Origin of the sequence: Shewanella sp. SM87 (genome assembly GCF_025653705.1) — a bacterium.
In the GTDB taxonomy this organism is placed as follows: domain Bacteria; phylum Pseudomonadota; class Gammaproteobacteria; order Enterobacterales; family Shewanellaceae; genus Shewanella; species Shewanella oncorhynchi.
Map to the genome: position 1 here is coordinate 309,301 of NZ_JAKKSC010000001.1, position 14,724 is coordinate 324,024.

A 14,724-nucleotide genomic window follows, 5' to 3' on the forward strand; every position below is an offset into this window, starting at 1 on the left:
ATGATCTGTGAGCACAAAGCTATAGTAAACATCAGTATCCCTCTGACTTGAAAAATACAGCCAACGAATGAAATTGAACTGAATTCACAGAATAAGAGATAAAAAACACCCAAGATGTGCATTAAACAGCCGAACGAGTGATTTATCAGGAAAAAGCACTTGCAGAGGTCAAACACCCTAGCTAATATAGCCGCACTTCGAACGATACGGCTTAGCCATCGAGTTCAAAGTAGTTAACTAACGCTTAGTTTAGTTGCCCGAATAGCTCAGTCGGTAGAGCAGAGGATTGAAAATCCTCGTGTCCCTGGTTCGATTCCGGGTTCGGGCACCATTATTCTGTAGTAAAAATTGCAGTAAAGATTTAAGCCGGCATAGCTCAGTTGGTAGAGCAACTGACTTGTAATCAGTAGGTCCCGAGTTCGACTCTTGGTGCCGGCACCATATAAAACAATGAAGCCACTCAATGAGTGGCTTTTTTGTATCTGAAATTTGAATAATAAAGTCTGTGGTCAATCGCAACTGACTTACTCTTGATAATATCAGTAGGTCCCGAGTTCGACTCTTGGTGCCGCCGGCACTATATAAAACAATGAAGCCACTCGCTTACTCTTAGTTGCTCCGCTTCCATCAATCAAAGCTCAACAATACCCACTGCGCTCCACAGCTCCTTGCTTGCAACAAATGAGCTTAAACCTTAATTTTTCTCTCCAAAATAGAAGATAAATAAATGAGGAAGTTAGGATAAACAGCCAAAAGGAACACCTACTGGCGTTAAAGTGCTGAAACTTTCAGCGGTAAAATAAGGGTAAAACGAAAGAATCAAATAAATAAGCGCATTTTGTTTAATAGTTAATCAGTCACTTAAAAAGGGCTTGCACAGCTAAAGCGAGCACTATATTATACGCGCACTTCGAACGAACAAGGTCTTCACGACTTAGTTCAAAGTAGTTAACTAACGCTTAGTTTAGTTGCCCGAATAGCTCAGTCGGTAGAGCAGAGGATTGAAAATCCTCGTGTCCCTGGTTCGATTCCGGGTTCGGGCACCACTTTTAAGGTAATGAATTCGATTGGGTTTATTACTGTGCTTTACGCCGGCATAGCTCAGTTGGTAGAGCAACTGACTTGTAATCAGTAGGTCCCGAGTTCGACTCTTGGTGCCGGCACCATATAAACAAAAAAGCCACTCAATGAGTGGCTTTTTTGTATCTAAAATTTGAAGTGTTCAGTACAAAGCGCAACTGACTTACTCTCGATAATTTCAGCAGGTCCCGAGTTCGACTCTTGGTGCCGGCACCATATAAACAATGAACCCACTCAATGAGTGGCTTTTTTGTATCTGAAATTTGAAGTGTTTCAAAGCAAAACACAACGAACTTCCCTCAGTAATAACGATAGCGCCCTCAATACTGGCACAATAAGCGCTCAAATTGAGCGTATAAGATAATTTATTGACTTCACGCAACAGACAATCACTTCATCCTTTACCCCTATAAATGATAGTTTTATATTCGCCACATAAAAAAGCCACTCATTATTGAGTGGCTTTGCGTTCTTATACAAACTATCTAGTTCCAAATGACTCAATCGTGCTTATTTGATGAGCTCGAGTGGCATAGGCCTATCACCTGCTTGAACTTGATGTTGAACATGGCGCCACCCTTGAGTGAGTTCACTTAGATGTGCTTTTCTCTCGGGGAAATGTGTCGCAAGTTTTTCGATAACATCGATTTGCTTCTTACACAATAATGACCAACGATCTGCATTTGATAAGTACATGGCGTTTTCCTTAACTGAGGGGTTACTTTTCCTTAGCCAGTTAAGTCTAGGCTGGAATCATTTTATTGCCAATTCAAAATTGAGCGTTAGCGCACTGTTAAAACAACTAACTCGGGAGTATCTTGGTTCTATAAACATAAGATAGGAGGCGTTATGACAGCCGATATTTTCAAACTCATTTTTGTCGCTATTGGTATATTTCTCGTTTACAAACTGATATTTGGTGGCAAGAAAGGTCTGACTATTTTTGAAATGCATTTTAAAGATGGCCGTATGACTCAGCATAAGGGCAAGATCCCCGAACGATTCGAACGGGAATGCCGCCAAATCGCTAAAACCGAAAAACTGACTTGTACTGTTAGGGCTGAAAAATCAGGAGATGTACGCTTACACATTTCTGCCAACGTGAGTGACAATGTAAAGCAAAGGATTCGTAATCTGTTTCCGTTTGAATATTATGACAAAAAATCGATAGATAACAGTCGTCAAGCGGGTTAGTTCTTCGCCTCTCCCCTAGCAACCTTAATACTTGCTATTGATAGTTAAGTATTGAGGTTGAAGTGAATTCCTAAGGCATTTTCTTATTTAAACTTAACTGGATACCTAGGTTTTAGAAAATCGGATTCTAACTGACCGTCTTTTCTCGCATCTCGAATACGACGTTCATTATCTTGCACCATAGGATCGCTTGCGGGTTGATGAGGATCGACTTGTTTCTCAGAATGATCCTCAAACTTAAAGTCAAAAGATGAACAAGCAGTTAACGACAGACTAAAAAATACTCCCCATAAAACAACGTGTTTATTCATCGACTACCCCTATCCATTTAGACTTAAGTTCAGATTAATTAAATTTAAACAATGGGTTGCAATAACCTTACCCCCATATATCACTTATGCCACTAGCAAAAATGCCTAGCTGCAACTTTGGTTTGACTTCAACACTTTAATGCAGAAAAAAGGGGGTTATTAGCCAAGTTATACTGTTTAAGCCAATTTAAGTCTTAATCAACAGAGTGAATCCAAGACAAACTGGGGTAAGCCAACTTAACTAAAAATTGCTGAGACTATTTTTGAATAACTAAAGTGACTTTAGCAACTGTGATGCCAAACTTAATAATATCGCTCTGATTTATAATGGTATTATCATTCACTAAGAACATCCAATCGTCGAAATGAACTTGATATTCCTCACCATCCACAGGCAATAACATATCGTATTTCCAACGTAGCGCACTGCCGCTAGATTGGCCATCGGCAGTCCCGATAATGTCACCTGCAGTTCCTGAGTATCGCCCTTCCCCTAGTGCCTTAATGCGCCATACACGCGTTTGAGTTTCGCCATCATCATACACAAACCATTCATTAATGACCCCCTCACTTCCCTGCCAACTGGCTTCCATAATGACATTGAATTTGCGGATTACTTTGCCACTAAAATCTTGTACGACCCCAGAGGCTTTTAATGGTCCATTAAAAAATGACTCCAAAACCAATGTCGGATGAGTGTCTTTATAATCAGTCACTTCCACCGATGAACAACTCGACAACAGCCCTATCATTATTAAACCTAAAAATAACTTTTGGCCGACAAGCCGTTTCAACAATCGCATGGTTTTTCTCCGAGTAATTGCGCCCGCAAACTAGGACGACTAGTGGCTTTCGATAACCAAATCGCTAAAAATGCCTCAGCAAAATTAGCATCATGGATAATGTCGAGTGGTTGATGATTAAAGAAAAACTGACTCGTTTGTCCATCTATCACCTTAAAACTTAAATGGTCGCCCTGCTTCACATCGGGCCAAGTCGCATTTAATAAACCCAACCAACGTTGGATATCATTTTCGGCAAACGCTAGATGCTGCCATTGATCTTTTGTCGCTTCGAGCAAATCCTCTGACTCAATATCTCGATAATATTCAATATCTAACAGCAGAGGATATTGCCCCTGTTGATAACGGCCATTTACCGTCATCAGTCTGGCCTTATACAAACTAAACCACAGCCAATCCATTTCTCCGCGGCCCACTTCCTGAAAAGTCTGCGTCACATCGGTGGCATCATTCAGTTCGATAGTAATGTTTTCAAAATCAGGCGTTTTCGCCTCTAACGCTTTTAAAGGTGCGGCTAATAAACCGAGGGCCAATAGACTTAAGCAGCTTGAATTCAAAAATGAAAAACCAAGATTTGGGCAACGATTACGAACTGACGACATGTGATCCCCCTTTTACTGCATGATGTCTTACAACAGGTACTTAACTAAAAACGGCATAATGACTTAACCGCGATCAATTCCTACAACTCAATAATTAACGCCCAAACACAGTAAAAGAACGCGCTTTAGTGCTTCGATTAAATCCATAGGGATTAGCAAGTTGGATTAAAAATGGCAGCAAGACTAGCCAAACCAAAAATAACACCACAGCAGAAATAACATTGCCATAGGGCAAACTCACGGCATTAAATTGTGCGCCAGCCAAATAGCTTAACCCACCAAATATGCCCCCGAGTAACGCCTGAAATATCAGCGGTAAAGGTCGCATAAAGGCCAAACTATGATTCAGAGTCAAAGCAAAATGCAGCCACAGGCAACCAAGCCACCAAGGGAAAAGAGCAAACTCAAACACCCCTAAAACAGAGAGTACGGTATCGACGCCTATTCCTAAGGCTGCAACCTTTAGCATCAATAGCAAATCCACTTTGCGATACTCGGGCTTACTTAAGGAAGCTAGCAGGATAAAGTGAAATAATAACAAAGGGATAGTTAACAACAGTGAGGTGTTAAGCCAAAGTACGCTAGACCACCACACAGCCTGAAAACTCAAGGCGTTATAGAGAATAAAGCCCTGATGTTTAAAAGGAACCCGAGAGTTAGCTAACATGGACTTCATCTTTGCCTCACTTTCATCTTGCTGCAAACAAAGCGGCTCATTCCAACGAAAATGGTTATTTCCACTAAAGTGACTGCTTAATCAAAACAGATTACATCGCATTAGGGCTATGGCTTGGGAGATGATGGCTAGCAATGCGATAGTCCGGACGCACAGCCACTAAATGCACTGTGCTTGTGGTACGTTCTAAAAATCCACCTTCACAATAACTTAGGTAAAATTTCCACATCCGAATAAAATCATCGCCATAACCTAAAGCTTGGATTTCGCCTATCGCATGATCAAAATTCTCATGCCAATGTTTTAAGGTTTTAGCGTAATCGAGCCCCATATCATTGAGCGACCAGACCACCATGTCCGTCTGTTTGGCAATGTGACCGACCATTTGGCTCACTGAGGGTAAGCAGCCACCGGGGAAAATATAACGCTGAATAAAATCCACACTTTTGCGATAACTGTCGTAACGTTGATCCGCAATCGTTATCGCCTGTAGCAGCATGCGCCCATTGGGTTTTAACAATGTTTCCAGCTTTTTAAAGAAGCCTGGTAAATACTCATGCCCCACAGCTTCAATCATCTCGATAGAAACAACCCTGTCGTATTCTCCAGTGAGATTTCGATAGTCCTCTGTCAACAGCATCACTTTATCGCTTAGCCCTTCGCGTTCGACACGGGCTTTGGTATAGGCATATTGCGCATCTGAAATCGTTGTTGTTGTCACGTGTACGCCATAATGCTTAGCCGCATAAATAGCCAGCGCGCCCCAGCCTGTACCAATCTCAAGCAAGGTTTGACCTGGCTGTAAATCAAGCCGCTCACAAATAGTCATCAGCTTAAACAACTGCGCTTCCTGCAAACTGGCTTCCTCATGGGGATAAAGCGCGCTCGAATACAACATTTCACGGTCGAGGAATTGCTCATACATAGCATTACCCAAATCATAGTGGGCGAGAATATTCCGCTTTGAGCCCTCTTGAGAATTGCGATTCAGCACATGCTTCACACGGTTTATCGTGCCAGTTAACCAAGAGAATTTGGCTTCAATCTTATCGAGTAAGGCTAAATTACGGGCAAACAGTTGTACGACTTTGGTGAGATCTGGGCTCGTCCAATGGCCTTGAATATAACCTTCACCCGCGCCAATGGAGCCTGAAAGCATGATTTGACGATAAAAACTCGGGTGTTTAACCACAAGCGTGGCGTGTAAATCGGTATGACTCTCACCAAAACGATAACTCTTGTCGCCCTCAACCAAGGTCAAGCAGCCATGTGGGAGACTTTCCAGCGCCTTAAGCAAGACTTTACGCGCAATACTGTCGGGCAGTTTCCCTGTGGTGACTGAGGTTTGCGAAGCCGTATTTTCCATGTTATTTCTCCATCTGAGCTGGATGCGGCACAAAGGGCACACGTTTAAAAAAGAGTTTTAGCGCTTGCCAATAAATCCCGAAGAAGATCTTAAGAGTCATAAAAGGGAAGCGAAACAAAAGCGTCCGTAAATTGGCCGCCGTGATCGGTTGGCGTTTCATCACTAAATTGGCATTAAACAGTTTTTTGCCATTCTCTTGCATCGACTTGTTTTCAATACCAATGTTTAAGTCTTCACTCGGCGCAGACACATGCCAGAGATAACGCATATCGAGAGTCATAAAGGGAGACACGTGAAACACTTTGTCAGAAGGTTTGGGCGCGGCTAAATCGACTAAATAGCAATGGCGCTGATCCCAAGGCGTGTTACTCACCTCGGCCAACATGTATAAAGGCGTTTGATCTTGATAACAAAAGTAGAAATTTACTGGGCTAAAATACACGCCAAAATGACGGATCTGACCCACAAACAAAACTCGATCGCACAGTTTATCTGCGCCTAACGCTGCCACTTGAGTCAATACGCGACTCTTGAGTGCAGCTGCGCTCGGATCGACAACAGCCACTTCACCGCTGTCATTGGATGTAGTCGTAAAAGAAGTTAAATAGTCTTTAGGATTGAATCTCAGTAAAGCGTGGCGCTGGCTGGCAAAAACTCGCCCCATGGCACTGATCTTATCGACTTCATCTAAATCAATCGCCAACAGCGCCATGGCATAACTAAAGCTATGTTTAATCGGCGTAAAACGGCTGTGGGATACAGTGCCGTAATAAATACCGCTATTGAGCTCTGTCATATTTAGACCTGTCACATTTAAACCTGTCATAGGCTGACACCAAAATGGGCACACACATCAAGTGCACTGCGAACGCCATCTTCATGGAAACCATTGTGCCAATAGGCGCCAGCAAAATGGGTATGATTTTGCCCGGATATTTCCTCACGGCGGCCCTGAGCCTTAAGACTGGCTTCGTTAAACACTGGGTGGGCATAATTGAAGCGGCGTATCACTTTCGACTCATCAATCAACTCTGACTGATTCAAGGTGACACAAAAGGTCGGCGCATTGGCTGGCAACTGTTGCAGTATGTTCATGTTGTAAGTCACTGACGCTGGACGTTTTAGGTTACCATCTAATCGATAGTTCCAACTCGCCCAAGCGGCTTTTCGCTTCGGTAAAATACGCGTATCCATGTGCAGCACCACATCGTTATTCTGGTAGCTGAGATCGCCTAAAATGGCGCGTTCTGTTGGCGTGGGATCGTTTAACATCCGCAGTGCTTGGTCGCTATGACAGGCTAAAATCACCTCATCAAATTCCAACCATTCACCGTGGACTTGTAACTTCACCCCATTGCCATGGCGCTCAATACCTGTCACGGGTGAGTTAAGGCGGATATTGTCTTTAAAGGGCGCAATAAGATCAGGAATATAACTACGCGAGCCACCCTTTAGCACATACCACTGGGGTCTATCACTGACATTTAGTAAGCCATGGTGCTGGAAAAAACGAATAAAAAACTTCAACGAAAACGCGCGCATATCTTCTATGCTCGAAGACCAAATCGCCGCGCCCATGGGCAAAATGTAATGCTCAGCGAAAAATGGTGAGAAGTGTTCACTGTCTAAATAATCACCTAAGTTACCTTCGGGATAAATATCCTGTTGATAGAGTGCTTTACAGCCTTTATTGAAGCGCAAAATTTCTTTTAAAAAGGCCCAAAAGCGTGGATTCAGGAGGTTACGCTTTTGGGCAAACAAACTGCCTAAATTGTGGCCGTTGTATTCAAGCCCAGTCAGAGCATTGTGCACGCTAAAACTCATCTCAGTCGGTAATATGGTGACATTAAGGCGAGCCAATAAACGTTCAAATCGTGGATACGTTCTGTCATTAAACACGATGAAACCTGTGTCTATAGCGTAGGTTTGCCCTTGATGCTCCACATCGACTGTCGCCGTGTGGCCGCCGATATAGTCATTGGCCTCAAACACTGTAACCCTGTGCGACTCACTTAATAGATGGCCACAGGTTAATCCAGAAATGCCGGTGCCGACGATGGCGATATTTTTCATAAACTCTTGTCCTTTAGCGGCTTGGCTTGAGTATCGTTTGCAATCATTTTTTGCCACACAAAGGCAGGTAAAAACGACATCAACTTCAATAGATAAGTAAAGCGTCGCGGAAAATGGATCTCGCGCTTGCCACCTTTCAGCCCATTACGTATCGCCTTAGAAGCGGTTTGTACACTCACTTGCATTGGCATAGAAAAATCATTTTTTGCGGTCAGTGGTGTCGCCACAAAACCAGGGCAAATCAAGCTCACGCCTATGTCGTTCTTGGCAAGATCGAGCACAAGACTCGAGGCTAAATACTGCACGCCGGCTTTAGAGGCGCCGTAAGCTTCAGCGCGAGGGAAAGGTAAATAAATAGCGCTGGAACTCATTAAGCCAATACGTGACCCCCTAGGCATTAAAGGTAAAAATGCCCCGAGGCAATATCCCATTGCAATTAGATTGGTATGGATAACGCGCTCGAACAACACATCATCGAAAGCCTTAGCATCATCAATATATTCACAACTGCCCGCATTCAAAATGACCAAATCGAGCTGAGAATCTGTTTTCGCCAATAGCTCAGCTACATTTTGGCCAGCTTGTTGAACTTGGTCGCGCTGGGATATATCAAAAATTAACAACGTAGCACCGACTAGTTCATTCAAGGCTAACGCCTCTAACCTTTGCAGCGAGCGGCCACAGGCAATGACGTGCCAACCTAAAGCTAAATAGTCTTGCGCCAGTTGCAATCCAATGCCTGAGCTTGCACCTGTAATCAGCACTGTATTTATTTTCATCGGCTTAACAGCGTCCATTACTTTGCCGCCCTGTCTTTGAGTAAGCGGATAAGGCCGCCCATACAAGGCAAATGCTCATACAACATTTGCCCTAAGTCGAAGTAATCCCTGTGAAAATAAATCTTGTCGTTGAATTTAAGTTGGCTCATGCCATCAACACGGATAAGTCCGCCTTTATTCAACTTAGGGTGGCTATATTCCATCTGCCAAAACAGCGCGGCTTGGTTCGCATCCTGCTGCACTTCTTTGATCTCAAACTGAATATGCTTAACATTCTTATATAACTTCGCGAAGTACTGAGTTAACGACGCTAGCCCTGTGATTTGATGCATAGGATCGGTAAAACTAATACTGTCGTCGTAAACCCGACCTAACAGATGCAAGTTATCTTTATTCAAAGCTTGATAAAGCTGAATAAAATCATCAACAAGCGTATTAGTCTCAGTCGTCGCTTGGTTTATCATCTTGTTATTGCTCCTGATCCTATTTATTGGGCCGTGGCCTTTTTCAATACGCCTAATACGGTTAATGCCCTTGCTCTTGCTGCACTGTGCTCGACAATCGCACTTGGATAAGCCGTTTTAGTGTTGAATAACGGCTGTTCAAACAAGGACGGTGTCTGCGCTGTACTGGGTTGATGTAATTGCTTAATTCCCCAAGATGCGAGCTCTGGTAAATACTTACGGATAAAGCTGCCATCTGGATCAAACTTTTCACTCTGGCTTATAGGATTAAAAATACGGAAATAAGGCTGAGCATCGCAGCCACAACCCGCAGACCACTGCCAGCCGCCATTATTCGCGGCTAAGTCACCATCAATCAGTTTTTGGCGGAAATAGCGCTCACCCCAGCGCCAGTCAATCAGCAGATGTTTAGTCAGGAAACTCGCCACCACCATACGCAGCCGATTGTGCATCCAACCCGTTTGATTGAGTTGGCGCATAGCCGCATCCACAATCGGATAGCCAGTACGACCTTCACACCAAGCAGCAAACTCCTGCGGGTTATTGCGCCACTGCACATGGTCGGCTTGACGATTGAAATTGTGATTCTTAGATAAATCGGGAAATGCCACCAGCAAATGACGGTAAAACTCACGCCAAGTAAGCTCATTTAACCAAGTACGAGCAGGGCTAGTGTCGTCGACAATCACCTCAGGGAAGTGATGCAACAGCGCGGCAACGCATTGTCTTAGGCTAACCACACCAATGGCCAGATAGGGTGAAATTGAGCTAGTACCATCAATGGCGGGGAAATCCCTATCTTGCTTATAATCCTGCACTTTCTGCTGAATAAATGCGCAGAGCAAACGCTTCGCCTGCCCTTCTCCCGCAGCCCAAAGTTCACTCGACACTTTAGTGACATTGTTAAACAAAAGCGGCTTTGGCTCGGCCAACACAGGCCCAAGTGGCGCCGGAACAGGAAGCGGCAAAATGGCATGGCGGGCGGCAATTTCTCGCCACTTACGGCTAAAAGGAGTGAAAACCTTGTACATGTCGCCGGACAAATTCATCACAGTGCCCGGCTTAAGCAAACAATGCTCATCGGTTAACACCAGAGGAATCCCCGATTGAATACAGGCTTGGTCGCGCTGTTGCTCGTTAATCTCAGGCTCGCGACCAGCAAACACTCGACCAATCCCCTGTTGCTGGCAATAGTGACCGATAAACTCAGGTACATCAGCAAAGGTATCTAGCTGAATTAACTCGAATCCAATACCAAGACTCGCCAGCCCTTGGGCAAGTAAATTGATATGACGTTCGATAAACTCCAACTGAATAGGCGCAACGTCATGGCGCTGCCACTGGGTTGGCGTAGCAATGTAAATCGCCTTAAGTGCCACGCCATTCTCCCGCGCCCAATCGCAAGCGGCGGTTAATGCCTGATTATCGGCAAGGCGTAAATCTTGGCGAAACCACATCAGTGCATTATTGCCCTGCACTTTTATTGGAATTGAATCTATTTGCATTGAATCGTTAGCTAATGTCATTGTTTTTCTCGCTATTTATCTGCTCGCTTTGATTCACGGTATTCATCTTTCCACTGCGCTTACGACTTCTATTCACCTTCCCCGCTAAACGAGATGGCATTTTTCCAATCAAGTCCGTCGTCGAAGACGCCAAAAAAGCAGATAAAAAGCTTAACGTTGGCGCAAAAGGCCCCATAAACCAGCATGGGAAAGCCATTTGTTCCAATACAGTCAGCATTTCAGCCTGTTCAGAACCCGAATGATTTGAGTCGGGAATAAGCAAAAGTGCATCGACGTTAAGCCTGCCTCGCAGCAAAGGTAAACTGCCCATGGCTTGCTCGCCAAGATCAATAACCGATACACGCAGCGACGCCAACTCGAGCGATAGAAGTAGAGAAAACAAAATGTTAGTGCGGGTGGAATTAAGCGAGGTATGTACCCCACGGGATAGACTCACCACAGCGATTCTCGCCGTCACGGCCTGCCCACTAAAGGCATGACGTCCACCCACTCGGTTAAGTAACTCGCTCTTTAACCAAGCAATAATTAACTCGGCATCGAGCCGCTCATTCACTAAGTCCTCGAGTTGATTAAGCCAAGGTTGTAGCAACTTTTCTTTCACCAATTGGAAAGGATATAAGCCAAATGCATCATCTAATATCTGCTGTAATTTGTGCTGATTGAAGTCGAATAATGCCGTATTGAGCGCAGTGACTTGCTCGCTCCATATATCAATGGCTTGGGTTTGAACTATTTCTGTAAACGAAGATTTAGCAGCACTCATCAGCAAAGGTTTAACCTTACTGATCGCAACACCTTTAGCTAGCCATGCATTAATCTCATGGATTTCTTGGATATTTTCGCTCGTATATAATCTGTGTCCCTTGGGTGTACGTGCAGGGATCACTAAGCCAAAACGGCGCTGCCATGCCCTTAAGGTCACGGCATTCACGCCTGTTAAGGCCGACACTTCACCAATGGGGAGTAATATCTCACCATTGGGTTCTGTGTCGGCCGTGTTCTCTATAGTTTGTTTCATATTTCAGTAATAACTCACTAAATCAAAAGCTAAAATCAACTGAATGCGATTTGGTAAACGTTAATAGGCATAGCGCAGCTTTAACGCCTCAGGATGAGGGTTTAAGTACACTTGCTCTTCAATATAAGGTGTTGGAAATTCGCGTAAATAATGGTTAATGAGCGTGATAGGTACTAATAACGGCAATAGACCTTGGCGATATTTCATAATCGCTTCAGACAGTTCTGTCTTTTGCTCTTTGCTCAAATGCTTTTTAAAGTAACCCTGAATATGCTGCAGCGTACTGGTATGATTTTTACGGGTCGCATTAATTTTCAGCGCCGTCATAAAACCTGCAAAGTAGCGGGTCGCGCTTTGCTCAAGATCCTCAATATTGGCCACTATCGGCCCAAGCTCGCGATACCATGTCGGGCTGTGTGCCATCAATAGGTATTTATAGCGGGAATGAAACTTCACTAACTTATGCTTAGTCAGCCCTTCATGTTTCATCAGGTGCCAATCGTGATAGGCATAAACGCGGGTGAAAAAGTTCTCCCGTAGCACCATGTCATGCAAGCGCCCTTCTTCTTCCACGGGCAATAGTGGATATCGTTCCATCAACTTGCGAGCAAATACACCAATGCCAGACTTAGAACCATTGTTAGTGCCAATTTTATACTCTGTTACCCGCTCCATGCCGCAGGTTGGCGACTTAGCGCAAAGCAAGTATCCGCCGAGGAAATCGAGCTCTTCAACCTTGTTTTCGCTGTATTCATTGAGCTTATCGGTCACATCTAAGCTACCGTCACCACTCTGAACTAAGATGGTTTCCCCATCACGGACTAGTCGGATACTTTTCCGGGGTGCACCTAAGCCAATCGCCATTTCAGGACAGATGGGCACATAATCGAAAAATTGCTTAATCTCTTGATTACAATAGGTCGAATTTTTATGTCCACCATCAAAACGAACCTTCTCCCCTAATAGACAAGCGCTGATCCCAATCTGAATTCGCTGCGGGTTAAACTTGTACATAAGTCGACTCCTTGTATCACTATGCTTCTAATTACGGACCATAGTTGTACAAGGATCAAGTTTTTGTATAAATATTTTTTTAAAAGTATCGTTTAACAGTGACTCCTGATAAATCAACCACAAATAAACCTAACTTGGCCTATAACTTGCTAATTCAAATTGCAAAGTTGTCATCAAATAATATTGAAACGTCCAGCAACACACATTAGTTAACCGCTCAACATTTTAAACCGCAGGTGACCAAGGGACAGATTCATATATATAAGGAGTCGGATATGAGCACAATTAACCCTAATAGTTATACCAATACCTTTGCGAAAAGTTATGCCAATTGTAGTGGCATAGTGAATTTGGCCACCTAATAAGAAATGTTATGATCCTCTCATAACCCATTTAGGTGACAACATGAATAAAAGTAAACGTGCTCGATATAGCGCAGCCATTAAGCTCGAAACCGCTCAATTAGTCGTTGATCAAGGTTACACACAAGAAGCGGCGGCAAAAGCCATGAACGTGGGGAAATCGACGGTCAGTAAGTGGGTAACACAGCTTCAGATTGAGCGCCAAGGGCTTGCACCTAAAGCCTCCCCCATGACACCTGAGCAGATTGAAATCAGGGCGCTAAAACGCGAAATTGAACGAATTAATCTCGAGAAAGAAATCCTAAAAAAGGCTACCGCTCTATTGATGTCGGACTCGCTGAACAATTCTCGATAATCGAGAAACTCAATCAGAGCAATAAATATCCTATTTCAGTGTTATGCCACGTATTCAACGTGAACCGGAGTAGCTACCGTTATTGGGCAAGCTGTGAGCTTGTGGTGACACCTGAGCAGCGGCGTTTAGAATGTGAAATCAAAGCAATACATGCTGAAAGCAAGCAATCTGCAGGGGCGAGAAGTATCGCAACAATCGCCTCTGAACGTGGCTTTACGTTAAGTCGTTATCGGGCGACTCGGTTAATGAAAAAGCTCGGATTAGTGAGTTGCCAACAACCTAGACACCGCTATAAAAAGGCTGAAAATGAGCATGTGACAATCCCTAATGCACTTAAACGGCAATTTGCAGTTGTCGAACCTAACACCGTTTGGTGCGGCGATGTGACGTATATTTGGGCGGGTAATCGTTGGTGCTATTTAGCGGTTGTGCTGGATTTATTTTCGAGAAAGGCCATTGGTTGGGCGATGTCATTTTCACCGGATACTGAGTTAACGGTAAAAGCGTTAGAAATGGCATTTGAATCACGAGGGAAGCCTAAAAACCTGATATTCCACTCCGATCAAGGCTGCCATTATACCAGCCTGAAATACCGTCAACGGCTGTGGAAATATCAAATCACCCAGAGCATGAGCCGTCGCGGTAACTGCTGGGATAATGCGCCAATGGAGCGATTTTTCAGGAGTTTAAAAACGGAATGGATCCCGACCCAAGGCTACAAGAGTTTTAGCGAAGCTAAACAAGATGTGACTGATTACATCATTGGTTATTACTGTGAAGTCAGGCCACATCATTAYAATGCAGGATTRAGCCCAAATGAATCAGAGCGAAGATTTTGGGAAGATTCTAAARCYGTGGCCAAATTTAGTTGACCATATATGGACGCCTCAGCTTTTACAACACTTTTGAATGATTGGTTCACTACCATATATTCGGCGTCTAAATAGGCTTTTTACCCGCGCCATGATGTAAATCCGAAACCCATTACCTTATCACTACATCGGCATTTAATGCCTTGGTCAAGTCAGGCTCTAATAGGTACGGTTGACCGTTTATTCATCAGTGCATGTAAACTTTTACGTGATGCTTAACGTCTTACGC

The 14,724-nt window shown here is 43.9% G+C and carries 15 protein-coding genes and 4 tRNA genes; 6 read left to right on the forward strand and 13 right to left on the reverse strand.

All coding sequences use genetic code 11. The annotated features are described in order from the left end of the window. Positions 1-255 precede the first annotated feature (255 nt). The 4 genes from L5M11_RS01470 (at position 256) to L5M11_RS01485 (ending at position 1,166) form a co-directional block, all read left to right on the forward strand. A tRNA-Phe gene (locus L5M11_RS01470) sits at positions 256-331 on the forward strand. Between the two features lie 34 nt (positions 332-365). After that, a tRNA-Thr gene (locus L5M11_RS01475) sits at positions 366-441 on the forward strand. 529 nt (positions 442-970) lie between these two features. After that, a tRNA-Phe gene (locus L5M11_RS01480) sits at positions 971-1,046 on the forward strand. Between the two features lie 44 nt (positions 1,047-1,090). Beyond that, positions 1,091-1,166: transfer RNA gene (locus tag L5M11_RS01485), tRNA-Thr, on the forward strand. 424 nt (positions 1,167-1,590) lie between these two features. On the opposite strand, the gene L5M11_RS01490 is transcribed toward L5M11_RS01485, so the two are convergent. Then, entirely contained in the window at positions 1,591-1,776 is a 186-nt protein-coding gene (locus L5M11_RS01490; protein ID WP_105251863.1) for a hypothetical protein, read from the reverse strand. 153 nt (positions 1,777-1,929) lie between these two features. On the opposite strand from L5M11_RS01490, the gene L5M11_RS01495 reads away from it, so the two are divergent. Further along, positions 1,930-2,274 (forward strand): DUF3634 family protein, encoded by a 345-nt coding sequence (locus tag L5M11_RS01495; protein ID WP_105251862.1) that lies wholly within the window; start codon positions 1,930-1,932, stop codon positions 2,272-2,274. An 83-nt stretch (positions 2,275-2,357) separates the two neighbouring features. Here L5M11_RS01495 and L5M11_RS01500 read toward each other — a convergent pair whose 3' ends face one another. From L5M11_RS01500 to L5M11_RS01555, 12 genes are all read right to left on the reverse strand, one after another. Then, the gene (locus L5M11_RS01500) at positions 2,358-2,585 is read right to left on the reverse strand and encodes a hypothetical protein (protein WP_131523646.1); all 228 of its coding nucleotides are present in this window, start codon (positions 2,583-2,585) and stop codon (positions 2,358-2,360) included. 257 nt (positions 2,586-2,842) lie between these two features. Next, on the reverse strand, positions 2,843-3,388 hold the full coding sequence (locus L5M11_RS01505; protein WP_263191138.1) for a DUF3833 domain-containing protein: 546 nt from the start codon (positions 3,386-3,388) through the stop codon (positions 2,843-2,845). Next, on the reverse strand, positions 3,376-3,990 hold the full coding sequence (locus L5M11_RS01510; protein WP_263177044.1) for a chalcone isomerase family protein: 615 nt from the start codon (positions 3,988-3,990) through the stop codon (positions 3,376-3,378). The genes L5M11_RS01505 and L5M11_RS01510 overlap by 13 nt, the downstream gene beginning before the upstream one ends. A 94-nt stretch (positions 3,991-4,084) precedes the next feature. Next, the gene (locus tag L5M11_RS01515) at positions 4,085-4,666 is read right to left on the reverse strand and encodes a DUF2878 domain-containing protein (protein WP_173243616.1); all 582 of its coding nucleotides are present in this window, start codon (positions 4,664-4,666) and stop codon (positions 4,085-4,087) included. 91 nt (positions 4,667-4,757) lie between these two features. After that, on the reverse strand, positions 4,758-6,032 hold the full coding sequence (locus L5M11_RS01520) for an SAM-dependent methyltransferase (RefSeq protein WP_263177043.1): 1,275 nt from the start codon (positions 6,030-6,032) through the stop codon (positions 4,758-4,760). A gap of 1 nt (position 6,033) precedes the next feature. Next, positions 6,034-6,858: a DUF1365 domain-containing protein gene (locus tag L5M11_RS01525; RefSeq protein ID WP_173497573.1), complete on the reverse strand. Its 825-nt coding sequence runs from the start codon at positions 6,856-6,858 to the stop codon at positions 6,034-6,036. Further along, positions 6,855-8,105 (reverse strand): NAD(P)/FAD-dependent oxidoreductase, encoded by a 1,251-nt coding sequence (locus tag L5M11_RS01530; protein WP_113939406.1) that lies wholly within the window; start codon positions 8,103-8,105, stop codon positions 6,855-6,857. Before L5M11_RS01530 ends, L5M11_RS01525 begins: the two co-directional genes overlap by 4 nt. Then, positions 8,102-8,902, reverse strand: coding sequence for an SDR family NAD(P)-dependent oxidoreductase (locus L5M11_RS01535; protein WP_263177042.1), 801 nt, complete (start codon positions 8,900-8,902; stop codon positions 8,102-8,104). The genes L5M11_RS01530 and L5M11_RS01535 overlap by 4 nt, the downstream gene beginning before the upstream one ends. Further along, entirely contained in the window at positions 8,902-9,348 is a 447-nt protein-coding gene (locus tag L5M11_RS01540; protein ID WP_219251282.1) for a nuclear transport factor 2 family protein, read from the reverse strand. The genes L5M11_RS01535 and L5M11_RS01540 overlap by 1 nt, the downstream gene beginning before the upstream one ends. 23 nt (positions 9,349-9,371) lie before the next feature. Beyond that, positions 9,372-10,874, reverse strand: coding sequence for a deoxyribodipyrimidine photo-lyase (gene phrB, locus L5M11_RS01545; RefSeq protein ID WP_263191139.1), 1,503 nt, complete (start codon positions 10,872-10,874; stop codon positions 9,372-9,374). Further along, the gene (locus tag L5M11_RS01550) at positions 10,861-11,892 is read right to left on the reverse strand and encodes a MerR family transcriptional regulator (protein ID WP_263185734.1); all 1,032 of its coding nucleotides are present in this window, start codon (positions 11,890-11,892) and stop codon (positions 10,861-10,863) included. Before L5M11_RS01550 ends, phrB begins: the two co-directional genes overlap by 14 nt. A 60-nt stretch (positions 11,893-11,952) precedes the next feature. Next, positions 11,953-12,906 carry a YbgA family protein gene (locus L5M11_RS01555; protein ID WP_263185733.1) on the reverse strand — a complete coding sequence of 318 codons (954 nt, stop codon included), beginning with the start codon at positions 12,904-12,906 and terminating at the stop codon, positions 11,953-11,955. Between the two features lie 405 nt (positions 12,907-13,311). Between L5M11_RS01555 and L5M11_RS01560 the strand changes: the two genes are divergently transcribed. Then, positions 13,312-14,495 (forward strand): IS3 family transposase gene (locus tag L5M11_RS01560; RefSeq protein ID WP_263191140.1). Its coding sequence is split into 2 segments (ribosomal slippage): positions 13,312-13,570 and positions 13,570-14,495, totalling 1,185 coding nucleotides; the frame shifts between segments, so codons are not numbered across the junction. Positions 14,496-14,724: the final 229 nt, after the last annotated feature.

What these genes read in the sequence shown, in the direction of transcription:
- L5M11_RS01555 (WP_263185733.1), bottom strand. Translation starts at nt 12,906, where the DNA reads ATGTACAAGTTTAACCCGCAGCGAATTCAGATTGGGATCAGCGCTTGT.
- L5M11_RS01510 (WP_263177044.1), bottom strand. Translation starts at nt 3,990, where the DNA reads ATGTCGTCAGTTCGTAATCGTTGCCCAAATCTTGGTTTTTCATTTTTG.
- phrB (WP_263191139.1), bottom strand. Translation starts at nt 10,874, where the DNA reads ATGACATTAGCTAACGATTCAATGCAAATAGATTCAATTCCAATAAAA.
- L5M11_RS01550 (WP_263185734.1), bottom strand. Translation starts at nt 11,892, where the DNA reads ATGAAACAAACTATAGAGAACACGGCCGACACAGAACCCAATGGTGAG.
- L5M11_RS01515 (WP_173243616.1), bottom strand. Translation starts at nt 4,666, where the DNA reads ATGAAGTCCATGTTAGCTAACTCTCGGGTTCCTTTTAAACATCAGGGC.
- L5M11_RS01525 (WP_173497573.1), bottom strand. Translation starts at nt 6,858, where the DNA reads ATGACAGGTTTAAATGTGACAGGTCTAAATATGACAGAGCTCAATAGC.
- L5M11_RS01530 (WP_113939406.1), bottom strand. Translation starts at nt 8,105, where the DNA reads ATGAAAAATATCGCCATCGTCGGCACCGGCATTTCTGGATTAACCTGT.
- L5M11_RS01490 (WP_105251863.1), bottom strand. Translation starts at nt 1,776, where the DNA reads ATGTACTTATCAAATGCAGATCGTTGGTCATTATTGTGTAAGAAGCAA.
- L5M11_RS01520 (WP_263177043.1), bottom strand. Translation starts at nt 6,032, where the DNA reads ATGGAAAATACGGCTTCGCAAACCTCAGTCACCACAGGGAAACTGCCC.
- L5M11_RS01500 (WP_131523646.1), bottom strand. Translation starts at nt 2,585, where the DNA reads ATGAATAAACACGTTGTTTTATGGGGAGTATTTTTTAGTCTGTCGTTA.
- L5M11_RS01535 (WP_263177042.1), bottom strand. Translation starts at nt 8,902, where the DNA reads ATGGACGCTGTTAAGCCGATGAAAATAAATACAGTGCTGATTACAGGT.
- L5M11_RS01540 (WP_219251282.1), bottom strand. Translation starts at nt 9,348, where the DNA reads ATGATAAACCAAGCGACGACTGAGACTAATACGCTTGTTGATGATTTT.
- L5M11_RS01505 (WP_263191138.1), bottom strand. Translation starts at nt 3,388, where the DNA reads ATGCGATTGTTGAAACGGCTTGTCGGCCAAAAGTTATTTTTAGGTTTA.
- L5M11_RS01495 (WP_105251862.1), top strand. Translation starts at nt 1,930, where the DNA reads ATGACAGCCGATATTTTCAAACTCATTTTTGTCGCTATTGGTATATTT.